The 13788-nt window shown below is 49.7% G+C and carries 12 protein-coding genes, 1 tRNA gene and 1 pseudogene; 8 read left to right on the top strand and 6 right to left on the bottom strand.

Translation table 11 applies throughout. The annotated features are described in order from the left end of the window. The first annotated feature begins 162 nt into the window (after positions 1 to 162). Complete coding sequence (locus VI25_RS24780; RefSeq protein WP_152981645.1) at positions 163 to 360, top strand: hypothetical protein; 198 nt, start codon at positions 163 to 165, stop codon at positions 358 to 360. 423 nt (positions 361 to 783) lie between these two features. Here VI25_RS24780 and VI25_RS15080 read toward each other — a convergent pair whose 3' ends face one another. The 4 genes from VI25_RS15080 to VI25_RS15065 form a co-directional block, all read right to left on the bottom strand. Beyond that, entirely contained in the window at positions 784 to 2715 is a 1932-nt protein-coding gene (locus tag VI25_RS15080; RefSeq protein WP_045689798.1) for an OmpA family protein, read from the bottom strand. Between the two features lie 114 nt (positions 2716 to 2829). Continuing rightward, positions 2830 to 3312: a hypothetical protein gene (locus VI25_RS15075; protein WP_045689797.1), complete on the bottom strand. Its 483-nt coding sequence runs from the start codon at positions 3310 to 3312 to the stop codon at positions 2830 to 2832. A 137-nt stretch (positions 3313 to 3449) separates the two neighbouring features. Then, complete coding sequence (locus VI25_RS15070) at positions 3450 to 4304, bottom strand: (Fe-S)-binding protein (RefSeq protein WP_045689802.1); 855 nt, start codon at positions 4302 to 4304, stop codon at positions 3450 to 3452. Positions 4305 to 4424: 120 nt separating this feature from the next. Further along, positions 4425 to 5819: a (Fe-S)-binding protein gene (locus VI25_RS15065; protein WP_045689801.1), complete on the bottom strand. Its 1395-nt coding sequence runs from the start codon at positions 5817 to 5819 to the stop codon at positions 4425 to 4427. Positions 5820 to 5999: 180 nt separating this feature from the next. Between VI25_RS15065 and VI25_RS15060 the strand changes: the two genes are divergently transcribed. Continuing rightward, a tRNA-Phe gene (locus VI25_RS15060) sits at positions 6000 to 6072 on the top strand. A 416-nt stretch (positions 6073 to 6488) separates the two neighbouring features. Here VI25_RS15060 and VI25_RS15055 read toward each other — a convergent pair. After that, entirely contained in the window at positions 6489 to 7721 is a 1233-nt protein-coding gene (locus VI25_RS15055; protein ID WP_045689796.1) for a hypothetical protein, read from the bottom strand. Between the two features lie 455 nt (positions 7722 to 8176). On the opposite strand from VI25_RS15055, the gene VI25_RS15050 reads away from it, so the two are divergent. Both VI25_RS15050 and nagB read left to right on the top strand, forming a co-directional pair. Continuing rightward, entirely contained in the window at positions 8177 to 8593 is a 417-nt protein-coding gene (locus VI25_RS15050) for a hypothetical protein (RefSeq protein ID WP_045689795.1), read from the top strand. Between the two features lie 22 nt (positions 8594 to 8615). Beyond that, positions 8616 to 10531 (top strand): annotated as a pseudogene (gene nagB, locus VI25_RS15045) (glucosamine-6-phosphate deaminase). On the opposite strand, the gene VI25_RS15040 reads toward nagB, so the two are convergent. Further along, entirely contained in the window at positions 10500 to 11714 is a 1215-nt protein-coding gene (locus tag VI25_RS15040) for a J domain-containing protein (protein WP_052695444.1), read from the bottom strand. The pseudogene nagB and the gene VI25_RS15040 sit on opposite strands and share 32 nt — an antisense overlap. A 147-nt stretch (positions 11715 to 11861) precedes the next feature. Between VI25_RS15040 and VI25_RS15035 the strand changes: the two genes are divergently transcribed. The 4 genes from VI25_RS15035 to VI25_RS15025 are packed head-to-tail and all read left to right on the top strand — an operon-like array spanning position 11862 to position 13747. Next, entirely contained in the window at positions 11862 to 12248 is a 387-nt protein-coding gene (locus tag VI25_RS15035) for a phage holin family protein (protein WP_045689794.1), read from the top strand. 8 nt (positions 12249 to 12256) lie between these two features. After that, entirely contained in the window at positions 12257 to 12991 is a 735-nt protein-coding gene (locus VI25_RS15030) for a hypothetical protein (RefSeq protein WP_045689793.1), read from the top strand. Further along, entirely contained in the window at positions 12969 to 13172 is a 204-nt protein-coding gene (locus VI25_RS28930; protein ID WP_410503438.1) for a hypothetical protein, read from the top strand. The genes VI25_RS15030 and VI25_RS28930 overlap by 23 nt, the downstream gene beginning before the upstream one ends. 23 nt (positions 13173 to 13195) lie before the next feature. Continuing rightward, complete coding sequence (locus VI25_RS15025) at positions 13196 to 13747, top strand: geranylgeranylglyceryl/heptaprenylglyceryl phosphate synthase (RefSeq protein WP_410503437.1); 552 nt, start codon at positions 13196 to 13198, stop codon at positions 13745 to 13747. Positions 13748 to 13788 lie beyond the last annotated feature (41 nt).

The following is a 13788-nucleotide window of genomic DNA, read 5'->3' as shown; positions in this document are numbered from 1 at the left end:
GCAATCTCCGACTCGCTTTGTAAGACGAGCTTCTTAATTCGAGTACGATGAGTCCTGTTGGTTGCTTCCGTCAGTGGGAAACAACCACCCATCTTGTCTTTCCAATCATTCAAAGAACGTGTGCTAGTTTCCGGTTGAAACTAACCCTGTGCCACGCTGAGCGTGGCGGCTGCAACTCCTTCGAGCCGTAGCGGGCTGCAAAGGTACGAAGCATTTTACTATTCGCAAGAAAAAGAAGGAAAATTTTTCTCTTTCTTTTCTGCTTACCCCCTTCCTGCTGAAGCGGGCTGCAAAGGTAGAGAATTTATCTTCGATGTTCCAAATACAACAGCTGCTTTTTTTTGCAGACTATTTAATTAAAACCACTCTCTACCAAGACTTTCAATTGGGCTACAAACTTACTGACTTTTTGCAAGCAGTAAATAAAAGCCGAAGATTTTTTCAGTTGCCTTTGCAACACTTCCTTTCGAAGCGGGCTGCAAAGATACTACTGTTGTTTTCTTGTTTCCAACTTCAGAACGCAACTTTTTTTGTCACTTCTCGTTGCCCGCCTCCATTCGATTCGGGAGTGCAAAAGTACGAGGAGTATTGTAGAATACAAGTAAAAGCTCTCCTTTTTTAGACCTAATGTTACTCAAAATCATTCTATCCATTGGTAATCAAGGCATTTTATCTGATGCAATCTGACACAAATGCCTAATTTGCTTTATACAACAGCCTATAAACACAGTGGACCTAACTCATCATGAGTTAGGTCCACTGTGTTTATAGGCTGTCAAGCCTCTATTCGTCGATTCTTGTCACCTTGAATTCAGTACGACGATTTCTTTGATAGTCTTCCTCCGTCTTGGCCGCTTTAATTACTGGACGGCTTTCTCCATAACCTTTGGCTGTGATACGCGACTTGTCTATGCCTTTGGACACAATGTAGCTCACAGCTGACTCTGCGCGCTTCTGTGATAAAGCCATGTTATAAGCATCCTTGCCGCGGGAATCCGTGTGGGAGCTGAGCTCGATTGTGATTTTGGGATTATCATTCAGTGTCTGAACAAGTTTGTCTAGCTCTACAGCAGCATCCGAGCGAATATCAGCCTTGTCATAGTCGTAGAAGATATTGTCTACTACAATGGCTTTATTCTTCACAATCTTACTCAGAGTTAGAGTTACTGGTATCCGCACGTCATTCATCGGATCTGGCAGGGCGTCCTGAGCAGGCTTGCGGCCAATGGTGCTGAGCGTGTTTCGAGCCGTGAAATAGCCATCCCGATCAGCAATGAGTGCATAGTTTGCAGCAGCTGTATCGAGTTTGATACTGAATTTGCCGTTTGCACTGGTGGTTACGTCTTGCAGCTTCTGCCCTTTCGCGTTGTAGAGCGTTACGATTTCCCCTGATGTAGGTAGCGTTTCGCTAGTTTTATCATTACGCTCTACAACTGTTCCATCAACATAGAATGTAACAAGCTTAATGGGCTTCTCTCGGAACATGTATAGGTCATCAGAACCCTTACCACCCGCACGATTAGAAGAAAATACGCCCATCTTTTGCCCTGTAAAGAAAGGAGCAAAGTCATCGCCATTGCTATTGATGGGTGCACCGAGGTTTACGACCTTCCCTTTCTCAACTTTAAAGATATCTAACTTACCCAGGCCAGGGTGCCCATCGGACGAGAAATACAGGCTACCGTCGGGGGCAATGGTGGGGAAGTTTTCGTTGCCCGGTGTATTAATCTGTTCCCCGAGGTTTTCAGGAGCTGAGAAGCGACCAGGGGTTTCCATCGTAGCCTTATAGATGTCATTGCCTCCTAGGCCACCTTTACGAGTGGAGGTGAAATAGAGAGTTTGTCCATCTGGAGAAAACACAGGCGAAAACTCATCAGCAGTGCTACTATTTACTACTCGTAGAATTTCAGGCTCGGTCCAAGCTCCATTTTTATAATAAGACACCCACAGGTCTACACTGAGGTATCCTTTCTTAGACCCATTATTAGATCGCGCAAACACCATCATCTTGCCATCGGGCGAGTACGTGGCGCTGGCTTCGTGCTTGTCTTCGGAGTTAAAAATGGGCTCTAACTTACGTACGGCGCCGCCAGTCATTTTCTGAGCATCGTCGAACTTCACCGCGTAGAGGTTATTAAAGCCTTCCCCATTGCCCGCGTAGATTTTACTGTCGCGGCCCGAGGCAAACACTAGCTCCTTGGTATCGGGCTGGAGGGTAGCGCTAAAATCGGCAGACGGGGAGTTGACCTGGTCAAGGGCCATCACCTCGTTGTTGGTACGCATAGCTACGATAGAAGTGGCCATGCGAGCATTTTTAGCTTCCCCCTCGGCGCGAGCCGCGAGCGTGCGGTTTGTGCCGTTTTGTGCGTAGCTCTCTAATTGAGTGGCAGCTTCCTCAAACTTCCCGTTTGCTTTCAGCGCCTGACCATAATAGAAGCCAGCATCCGCATTCTTCACGCCCCCTGCAATAGCAGCTTTGTAGTAGTCTTCTGCCTGATCAAGACGATTAGACAATCGATAGGATTCTGCTACGCGGTAGTTCGATTGAGCAACGTTCTTTCCCTTTGCTACATCTGCCTTATATAAAGATATAGCCGTTTCATACTCGCCGCGGGCGAAACGCTTATCGGCTTTACTCACGCTGCCGGAGGTAGCGCAGCCGCTTAGCAGCGCAACAGAACCTACGGAGGCACATAGCAGAGTAAAGTTTTTCATGGCTTGAGAGAAACTAGGGTGGAAAGGATAGAGTGTGCTCACGGAAACGAATGGGAAGCTAATAATACTAAGTTTAGGTAGGATTTTAACCTGCATGGCATTTTTGCCTAGGATTCAAAAGTAGCGCGCTAGCCACGTTGCTGCCGCTGGAGCAGGCCAAGCAGACTGTAGCTGACTATGGTGGTTGATGGTGTTATCGAAGTACAGCGTGCTGGGCTGAAGCGTACCGGCAGTTACTGCAGCGCGCAATTCCCGGCGGTCAAGCGACTTTACTTGCCCATCTATTAGAAAAGCCAACTGACTTTTCTCAAGCAACGAAACTTGCAACTGTTCTTCCAACGCCTTCACAAAACGAACCGAGGCGTCGATGGAACAGCCACTGGCGTCGGCTACCGCTTCGTCGAGTCCAATTACTAGGAACTGTTGGTGCAGGATAGTAGCGGAAGCTTGTAAGGTACGACCGTGACTCGTCCATTGGTCGGCAAAGTAGCGAAGCGCCGGCTGCGCTGCTTCTACCTCATCTAGGGTCAGAGGTCGGTTTGCTTGATAAATCCACAGCCGAGCCGTAGGGGCCAGCTGGTCGAAGGGAACATACATGCGCAGAGTAGCAGAAAGAGAACTAGAAAGCTATTTCGGCAATGTAAGAACGCCGAAACAGGTCACCTTATTTTCTGTAAAGAAACAGCCCCGTCGGTAAGTTCCGGCGGGGCTGCTATTCTATGTTCTTCACTAGGCTAGGCATTCAGGCCCTCAGCGGATGCAATCAACTCAGCCAGGTCGAATACCTGTACGTCTTGTTCCCGCTCTTTATTCTTTACTCCATCGGCCATCATGGTCATGCAAAATGGGCAAGCCACCGCTATGACGCTACCGCCCCGATTGGAGCCAGCGGGAAGTACAGGAGCCGTGCTTTCTACTCCCTGCAGGTTGAGAAGGACATCAGCATCTCCATCGAGCGTCGCTAGTGCCTCTTCGGCGCGTTCTATATTAACATCCTTCTTACCGGGCTCAGGCTCTTTCCACATCTGAGCGCCCCCAGCGCCACAGCAAAGCCCATTGGTTTTGCAGCGCTTCATTTCCAGCAGGTCGGCATCTAGCACTTCTAGTACTGCCCGTGGGGCCTCGTAGATATTGTTTGCACGGCCCAGGTAGCAGGAATCGTGGAAAGTAATGCGGCGGCCTTTGAAAGACTCTCCACCCTCGGCTTTCACACGGCCTTCATTGATTAACTGCTGCAGGAAGGTGCTATGGTGAATAACCTCATACTCTCCGCCTAGCGCGGGATACTCGTTCTTAATCGTGTTAAAACAGTGTGGGCACGCCGTCACTACCTTCTTGATACCGTAGCCATTGAGGGTAGTAATGTTCTGCATGGCCTGCATTTGGAAAAGAAACTCATTACCGGCCCGCTTTGCGGGGTCGCCGGTGCAGGTTTCCTCCATACCCAATACAGCGTAGTTAACACCTACGTGCTCTAGAATACGGACGAAAGCCCGCGTAACTCGCTTATACCGATCATCAAAGGCACCAGCGCAGCCCACCCAAAACAATACTTCTGGGGTTTCGCCCCGGGCCGCCAGATCGGCCATCATCGGAACGGATACTTGACGTTTGGCAGTTTGCTCAGCCATTATAGCAGGTAATACTTGTCGAAGTGAGGTTAGAATACGGTGACTATGCTACCAGGGCAGCACAGGAACGCGGCCTTTTTAGGCCACCGTTGCGCTCTTATCGGCCACGTACAGATCATCGGCCCAGTTGAAGCGGTCCGATGGCGAGAAGGCCCAGGGAGCACCATTGTTCTCAATGTTGGAGAACATCACGTTTAGAGAATTTGGCGCCGCTGATTCTTCCAGTACTAAGAACCGACGCATCTCAATGATGCTTTCCAGCGGGTTGATATTCACTGGGCAGGCCTCAACGCAGGCATTACACGTAGTGCAAGCCCATAGCTCCTCCGGCGTGACGTAGCCCCGCAGCAATGTGTGGTTTTCTTTGTCTAGCTGCTCCTGGGGGTCGTGCTTAGCTTCCTTGCCGTACAGGTTAGGATTGAAGATAAGTGGCGAATTATACTTCTCCTCCATTCGGTCGCGCGTGTCCATGATGATTTTGCGCGGTGACAGGAGCTTGCCCGTGAGATTGGCAGGACACACCGATGTGCAGCGGCCGCACTCAGTGCAGGAATAGGCATGGAGTAGGTTGGTCCAAGCCAAGTCATTCACATCCTTGGCTCCGAAAGCAGTAGGCGCAGCCTCCGTACCCTCAGAAGCCGGTGGAGTAGGTACCTCGTACGTAGGATCCATCATGGCTTTCACTTCATGCGTGATGCTATCCACATTCGAGAACTGCCCTTGTGGCATCAGCCGCGAGAAGTACACGTTGGGGAAAGCCATGATAATATGGAAGTGCTTAGAGCTAGGCAGGTAGTTCAGGAAGCACAAAATTCCTACAATGTGAGCCCACCAGCCTACTCGCTCCAGCGCGTGTAAGGCCGTAGTATTTTCGGGTAATAGCCCAGTTAGAAACTGACTGATGGGAAAAGCACCCGGTAGGTCTTTCCCTTCCAGCTGATGAAGCTTCAGGTCGGCGGAGTTCATCAGGAACAGAGCGGCCATCAACGCTACCTCTATGTAGAGGATGATGTTTGCATCAAGCTTGGGCCAAGCACGCAACTCAGGACCCGTAAACCGACGAATACCTTTGACATTACGCCGCCACCAGAAAGCCGCTACGGCCAGAACTACCAGCGCACCTAATATCTCGTTGGTACCCGTTAGGGCTGAGTATAACGGCCCCAAGAATTGCAGAACTCGGTGCGTGCCAAACAGACCGTCTATCAGGATTTCTATTACTTCAATGTTGATGACAATGAAACCGACGTAAACTATCAGGTGGAGGATAGCTGGCGTCAGGCGCTTAAACATCTTCTGCTGACCGAAGGCCACCAATACTGTCTTCCAGAGACGTTCATTTACATGGCCGCTCATATCCCGGTCGCGCCCGACTAGAATATTGGCCCTAATCTTCCGTGCCTGCCAGATGAACAGACCGAAGCCCGCCACTGCTACTAGCAGGAAGAGAATGTTTTGGATGGAAAAGTGCACGGGAATTTGGGTAGGTTTGGAGTTTAAGCCGAAATATACTCGGTATGCATAACAAATTACAGCTTTTAGCTTTCTATGTTGCGCTCGAAATATTTTTTTTGCTTGACGCTTGCAGGTTGAGAAAGCTTTGCTACTTTTGTGCTCCCCAACGGCCACAACGCCTCCGGGGAACCACGAGCTGGTAATGTAGCTCAGTTGGTAGAGCACAGCACTGAAAATGCTGGTGTCGTTGGTTCGATTCCAACCATTACCACTAAAAGGCCCCTCATCTGGAATGAGGGGCCTTTTTGTTTTCAGCCTATTTTTCAAAATCAGGTTCGCCACACTGGATCAGCAGCGCACCTTCCTCTTTCGTTGGCGAGAAGTAGGCGTTCAAATAACTGTAGAGCCTTAACCCTGTGGCTTGAAACTTCCTAGCAACGCCATTGAAACTACGTTCAATTCCTGCCCTATCTGCTCGTTAGCAGTTTAAGCAAGCAGCAACCTATCTTGAAGATTGTAGTTTCTTTCGGTCCTATACTGGCTGCGTCCAATTAAGATGGCCATGTATAAATAGCTTATCCTAACTGGACGCAGTTATAAGAAACGCTAAATGCTCATGCCAGGAGGTAGTAGCTGGTCCACTATCCTAGCCTAGTAGTGCTGGATACAATGATCTGCGCCTTCTAGTTACTTGTCAAGCGTTGAAGTAGAGTTGACCTCTATAAGATGCGTACGGACTTCTTTTGCTTTTATTTGAGCAACTTTCGATGCAATACGCAATGTGTTAGGTGCAATTGCTCGTACGGCTTTATTATATTTTTTTACAAGAAACGACTTCTGGTTTAACCAGTAATACAGGTTAACACAACCTAAAGACATAGCAAGAAATACGACTATCCAGAACAGGTATGAAACTCCTGTTGTGTTGATCTTAGGAAAAAACAACAAAATAATATTACCGTAAAGAAATATAATAAAGGTATTCCCTCCATAATAACTTATAATCTCCTTTACTCGGTCACCAAGCCGTTTAGATATTAGCCAGGACACTACCCAGAATAATAAGAATGATATAATTCCAAAAGCGAAATACACATAGCTATTATGGGCTCGGTATGTCCTAGTGGATGCCATAATAACTATAAACTTAGCAAACCCAAGCTTTTGCATTTCTGCACCCACAGCTATTATAGAAGCTAGCACTAGTACATACAAAAGACAAGTCCTACCATCCCGATTCTTTACTCTAATATAGTTAGCAGTTAATCCACCGAATGTTATTAGCAATAGAGAATGAATAACGCTTGGTCCTATTTTATTTCCAATGCCAAAAAGATTTTCCCCTAAGTGAGTAAATGGGTGAGGAAGTACAGAAAATTTACCCTTCACAATTTCTGCTATGGCAATTAGCCCCGCAACTAACAGCACTTCTACGAGCACATTATACCGAAACCGAACCCACATCAAGATAAATACAAACGGAATCAAGAAGGTGTAATACTTGAATAGAAAAGCTTTACCCTCTTCATTGTATATAAATAACATTGTTCCTAAATACGTTTTAGGGGCGCCTCCTCCTTGTGTGAATATTGCCAGCCCGGCAAGAGTTATAAAGGCCAGATAACATACTATTGTCCTAGTCATCATTTTCTCAAGCACTACGGCTCCGCCCTTTTCTTTCCACACCTTAGCATATACGTACTCAATCATAAATCCAAATATGATGAGTAAAGCGGGCATGGAAGAACGCGTAAGGGCAATATGATATGGCAGGTGAAAAATGCTTAGCTTCTTTTGCAGAGAAAGCTTATCAAGCTCATAACCTGCCCCTTGCGAAATTCTAAAATGTGAAATCAATGCAAGCAATACGAAAAATAATCGAAGCAAGTCAAAGCTCTCAAGTCTTTTGGAGCTACTCATAACAGGAAATGTATTGAAAACAGAGTGGTTACTAAATAAGCAGAATACATGATCTACTACAATCATTAAATCACACACACTTAACAGTTATAACACAAGTATGAATTATATGCAGTATATAATATTACACTACTACACCATTAAATCATTAACATATCTACTCTTGGGCAAGAAATAATTATTAAATCAATCTACTTCTAATACAAGTATGATAATATCTTTCACAACGGCTACGATGCTAACAAAGCACTAATGCGCTGTCTTTTTTCTAAAGCGGGGTTAAACGTAAACTTTATACAACAGTATTTCAAGCTCAGCCATAAAATCTGTAACACTCTACTGGCTTGATAAGGCAGTAGCACTTTTTTGGGCGCAACCACTAACACCTTATTTTTAAATCATTATGCCTTTTTGGCCATCATGGCACTCTGCATTTGAAAGACTATCTTTCTTACATGCCGAGCTCCTTCCATTTCGAAAGCACTTGCTTCTCTAATGCAGCCTGTACTGTAGTGTGCAGTTCAGCAGGCTATGTGCGACTGAACTGGACTGCCGCAGTTGCTAGCACCTTTGCTTTGCAGCAAGTGTATGAGCAAACGACGCTTGCTATGCAGCGCTTAGGTTTGAACAAGATTTTGAGTAACCACGCCCATCGACGCCCGATTTCAGCTGAAATGCAGCAATGGTTGGCAGAAGTGTGGGTACCCAAAGCCATCCACGATGCGAACTACGGTTACTGCGCCATTGTGGAAAGCGAAGAAGCCCTGACCCGCTTAGCAGTTCGGGCAGTGGGCACAGTGGTTGGCAAACAAATTTCTTTTCGGTACTTCAACACGGTAGCGGAGGCCGAGGAGTGGTTGACCGCGCAATAAGAACGTTTTAGCTGCACACCACATGATTACTGACGTACATCGCGCTGAGCGCTTGCCTACAGTTATCTACCCCGACTCGGAACAAGCGGCCATTGCAGTTGCCCGCCAAATAGCAGATTTGATTCGCCAGTGTGAAACAGAGGGTCGGCCGTGTGTACTAGGTCTAGCTACGGGCTCTACTCCTACTCGGCTATACGAGGAACTAGTGTACTTGCACCAGCACGACGGACTGAGCTTTCGCAATGTTGTCACCTTTAATCTAGATGAGTACTACCCTATGGCGCCCGACTCGTTGCAGAGTTACGTGCGCTTTATGCACGAGTACCTGTTTGACCACATCGATATTCCGACTGCTCAAATCCATATTCCCGACGGGACCATTCCTCAGGCAGAAGTGAATGCGTTTTGCCAGCGCTACGAGGAGCAGATTCGGGCTGTAGGCGGCATCGACTTACAGGTACTGGGCATTGGCCGCACGGGTCACATTGGCTTTAATGAGCCGGGTTCAGGCTTGGGCTCCCGTACCCGCCTCATTACCCTCGACCACATCACCCGCACCGATGCAGCCTCCGACTTCTATGGGGAGGAGAACGTGCCACGAAGAGCTATTACCATGGGGGTAGGCACCATTCTGGAAGCCCGGCAGATTGTACTACTAGCCTGGGGCGAAGGCAAGGCTGCCGTAGTAAAACGCATGGTCGAAGGCGACATGACTGATTCGGTTCCCGCAACCTATTTGCAACAGCACGCGCACGTGCAGGTGGTGCTAGACCAAGCCGCTGGCGCGGAGCTAACCCGAACTAAGACCCCGTGGCTAGTGGGGGCTCAGCTAGACTGGACGAACGATGCACAAGTACGAAAAGCTGTAATAAGCCTAGCCCGAGCCCTACAAAAGCCTATTCTGAAACTTACCGACCAAGAATACAACGAACACGGGCTTTCAGAGCTGCTCGCTCAATCTGGCTTAGCGTACGACATCAATATCAAGGTCTTTAATCAGTTACAACGTACTATTACGGGGTGGCCGGGTGGTAAGCCTCACGCAGATGACACCAACCGCCCTGAGCGGGCGGCTCCATTTCCGAAGCGCATTCTAATATTTTCTCCTCACCCCGACGACGACGTAATTTCGATGGGGGGCACTCTACTCCGGCTTGTCGATCAGGGACATGAGGTGCACGTAGCCTACCAGACCTCCGGCAACATTGCGGTGTTTGATGACGAGGCTATTCGGTTTGCTGAGTTTGTAGCTGAGTACGACGAGGCTTTCCGCCTTGACGATCAACCGGCCAGCACGCTGTATCAGCGAGTTACGGAGTTTCTAAAAAACAAGGCGCCTGGCCAAGTAGACTCCGACGAGGTGCAACAGATAAAAGGCTTATTCGCCGAGGTGAAGCCAAGAGTGCCTGCCGCTATGCGGGCATTCCAGACGAGCAGGTACATTTCCTCAACTTGCCTTTCTATGAGACTGGACGAGTACGCAAAAAGCCTATTGGCGAAGAGGATATTCGCCTGACCATTGAGCTACTTAACCAAGTGCAGCCGCAGCAAGTGTATGCGGCCGGCGACTTATCGGACCCGCACGGCACGCACCGGGTATGCCTGGCAGCAATTTTTGAAGCTATCCACCGGCTAAAAGCCACCGACACAGCATGGCTACAGCACTGCTGGGTATGGCTATACCGCGGGGCTTGGCAAGAGTGGGACATTGACCAGATTGAAATGGCAGTGCCGCTTTCGCCCCAAGAACTTACGCGCAAGCGCCGTGCTATCTTCAAACACCAGTCGCAGAAAGACCGGCCATTGTTCCCAGGAGCCGACCAACGGGAGTTTTGGCAGCGGGCCGAGGAGCGCAACCGCACAACGGCCCAACTCTACGATTTACTAGGCCTACCGGAGTATGAAGCTATTGAGGCGTTTGTGCGCTGGCACTTTTAGCTGATGTAGTAGGCACGGCCTTCTTCTTAAGACGCTGTGGGACTACTGGAGTACATAGCTTCTGCCGGATAGTATCCGCTAGGTGATATCCTTGTACCGTTGCCCGCCGAAAGAACTCGCATGCTTCCTGGGTAGCGCCTTCTTGTTGCGCCACCCGGCCCAGAAGAAAATATACCTGACCGCTCCGGGGCGTAATTGTCAACACCTGCCAGTAGTCGGCGCGAGCAGCCCCGAAATCCTGTAGCTTGTAGTGTGCCAGCCCCCGGTACAACAGCATGCGCGCCATCAGGGTGGGTGCTGTTGTGTGGCGCAGGCCTGTCGAAAAGGTGCGAGTAGCCGCCCTAAACTGCCGCTGCCGGAATAATAAATTTTCGCCCTGGGCTAGCCAGGCGCGCGCCAGCGTAGTATCCAGAGCCAAAGCCCGGGCAAAATACTCTTGGGCCGACTTGGGGTGGGCAAGGGCCTTATGGCATTGACCAATGCGCAGCAATAGGGTCGCACGCTCGGTTTTGGAAGTAGTTTCACGCAGGGCCGCTAAGTAGTCGGCCCGAGCTGCAGTGTAGTTGTGATACACAAACTGCTCTACCTCACCACGGCGCCGCAGGGCTTTCAGGTAAGTGGGCTTGAAGTGCAGCGCTTCCGTGAAAAAGCTATGGGCCGTACTCCACTCACTTCTGGAGTATGCCTCTACCCCATCTTGGTAGTTGCTTACTGCCGTGACGTGGTCCATGGTAACCTTCACGGAAAGCATGAATACCAGCAGCCCAAATACAATCAAGGAAGTCAGCCAGTAGTCGCGACGCGTGAATTTTGGGCGCTGCTTGGGTATAGTCCGATAGTGCCGCTCGGCGGAAGCGGCTGGCCGGCGCGTGCGCAAGGGTGCGGGGGGCGGCATGGGCATCCCATATAAATGTTGAGTTTGATTCTGAAACTGCTGCCGACGACGTAGCTCTTCGGCACGGCGGGCAGCGAGTTGCAGCTGATAATCATACTGGGCGCGGCGCCCTACATCTCCCAAAACATGGTAGGCCGCGGCTACAGCCTTGAATAAGTCCTCATACAGGGCATTGCCGCCGTGCTTATCTGGATGATACTGCACAGCAAGCCGTTTGTAAGCTACTTTAATCTCTTGGGCCGTCGCAGTAGCCGGGACCCCCAGTACCTGATAGTAGTTCTGGCTCAAAATAGGGCAGTATAAGGTAAAAGTACGTCAATTTTCAGACACGCCGCTGCCTTTTCCGTAAGAAGGGGCTACCTGAAAAGCTAGCGCAGTCGCCGCTTTCTGACGTCTGTAACTGTAATATTGTTCCCCATCAATTTACTCCCACGTATGGGCCTCTTCTCCACCGACGACGACGATACCAAAACGCCCCGTACCGATAATATTATTGGTAATGTGAAAGGCTACCTTGACACCCGGATTGACCTGGTGCGCCTAGAAGTGCAAGAGAAGGCGAAAGTTGCCTTAGTCGGTACGCTGCACGGCGTTGCCATGGCAGCCATTGGCCTTTTCTTCTTCATCTTCCTGAATTTGTTTATTGCCCTGCTTCTCAACGATGTGTTGGACAGCCCATTCTGGGGGTTCGGCATCGTAGCAGCTTTCTACCTAGTATTGCTCATCATTTTTGTGGTGGGAGTTGATAAGAAGCTGTTCCAAGGTTTGGCAGACAAGCTGATGAACAACACTATTTACAAATCTGACAAACGCCAAGCTTAACCTAGTATATGGCCGATCTGCACAACCCCTTGTTTGAGGACGAAAAGGAGTTTCTGGAACGTCAGAAGCTGGAGTATGAGCGCGCCCTGATGGGTGACGTCGAAGAAATCAAAGCAAAAACCCAGGAGGTGAGCAAGTATGTAGCCATTGGCGCCGGCGTTTTGGGTGGCATTTGGTTACTCTCGAAAGCCTTTGGTGGCAAGAAGAAGCACGCTGAACTCGGCAACGACAAAGAGTACGAGCGTCACCGCTTGCACCAGGCAAGTCGTCCCCGGCGCCCGCTGGCTTCTACTACTGTGGATACTTCCGTAGCGGACGATCTTGGTTTTGGGGCTGGCCATCACCAGCAAGACCGGGGCCAGACTAGAGCGTATACTGGCTCTTCTACCGGCTTCTCCAACGCCTATACCAACGACAGCGACCCATTTGCTTCGGCACCTGCGCAGGGCTATACAGGACGGTACCCTATTGCTAGCTACCGCGGTACCCAGGCCACCGAGGAATCTTCGTCGGTGGTAGCCTCTGCTTTCAAGACTTTCCTGCAGTCTGATACAGGTAAGATGCTAGTGGCGCAGGCTTCGGCTGTTCTCATGGCTTACGTAGCAAAGAAAGCCAGCGAGTATTTACCAATCCTTAAAAATCCCGACCTTGCATCTTCTGGCCCCGTTCATGCGGAGCCCGAAACCAAGGATATTGAATTTACTTTCCACGACGACGCGGATGCGCCTCACTACTCTCTATGAAACTCTAAGCAAACGCCGAGCCCACGGCCAGAAGTCGCTGGCGGTCTTGCTAGACCCCGACCATCTGGACGAGACTAGTTGTCGGCATTTGCTTGAGCTAAGTGAGCAGCATACAGTAGATTACTTTTTTGTGGGCGGCAGCTTGGTGATGAATTCTCGCCAGGCTGCCTCATTCGTTTAATAAAATCTCACTCATCGGTGCCGGTGCTGCTGTTTCCTAGCCACAGCTTGCACCTAGATGACCAAGCCGACGGCATTCTATTGCTGTCGCTGATATCGGGCCGCAATCCTGAATTCCTAATTGGACAGCACGTTATTGCAGCGCCCCTACTACGCCAAAGTAACCTGCAAATTCTGCCTACGGGCTATATGCTAGTAGATACCGGCCGGCAAACTACTGCCAGCTATATGAGTGGTACCACACCGCTTCCGCACGATAAACCAGCCATTGCTGCATGCACGGCTATGGCGGGTGAGCAGCTAGGCTTGCGTTTGATGTACTTGGATGGTGGTAGCGGTGCCATGTATCCCGTTTCTGCGGCCATAATTCGGGCCGTACGCCAAGCGGTAGAAGTTCCTATCATTGTAGGGGGCGGTATCAACACAACCGAAAAAGCCCAGGCTGCCCTGGCTGCTGGCGCCGACGTTGTTGTTGTGGGCAATCAGATAGAGAAAGACCCTGGGTTCTTAGCCGACATGTCGGGGATAGTTCGCAGCTTCAACAGCTCCCGTATCACAGCTGATTTGTCCGACTAGTTTAGCAGCTATGTAGGAAGTCATCCATACAGAGAAAGCCC

It is taken from the genome of Hymenobacter sp. AT01-02, assembly GCF_000961955.2.
GTDB classification, from domain to species: Bacteria; Bacteroidota; Bacteroidia; order Cytophagales; family Hymenobacteraceae; genus Hymenobacter; species Hymenobacter mucosus.
Note: the sequence above shows the minus strand (reverse complement) of the source record. Positions and strands in the feature narration are given on the sequence as shown.

What these genes read in the sequence shown, in the direction of transcription:
- VI25_RS15070 (WP_045689802.1), bottom strand. Translation starts at nt 4,304, where the DNA reads ATGGCCGATCTGGCGGCCCGGGGCGAAACCCCAGAAGTATTGTTTTGG.
- VI25_RS15055 (WP_045689796.1), bottom strand. Translation starts at nt 7,721, where the DNA reads ATGAGTAGCTCCAAAAGACTTGAGAGCTTTGACTTGCTTCGATTATTT.
- VI25_RS15030 (WP_045689793.1), top strand. Translation starts at nt 12,257, where the DNA reads ATGGCCGATCTGCACAACCCCTTGTTTGAGGACGAAAAGGAGTTTCTG.
- VI25_RS15035 (WP_045689794.1), top strand. Translation starts at nt 11,862, where the DNA reads ATGGGCCTCTTCTCCACCGACGACGACGATACCAAAACGCCCCGTACC.
- VI25_RS15050 (WP_045689795.1), top strand. Translation starts at nt 8,177, where the DNA reads ATGCCGAGCTCCTTCCATTTCGAAAGCACTTGCTTCTCTAATGCAGCC.
- VI25_RS28930 (WP_410503438.1), top strand. Translation starts at nt 12,969, where the DNA reads ATGCGCCTCACTACTCTCTATGAAACTCTAAGCAAACGCCGAGCCCAC.
- VI25_RS15080 (WP_045689798.1), bottom strand. Translation starts at nt 2,715, where the DNA reads ATGAAAAACTTTACTCTGCTATGTGCCTCCGTAGGTTCTGTTGCGCTG.
- VI25_RS15075 (WP_045689797.1), bottom strand. Translation starts at nt 3,312, where the DNA reads ATGTATGTTCCCTTCGACCAGCTGGCCCCTACGGCTCGGCTGTGGATT.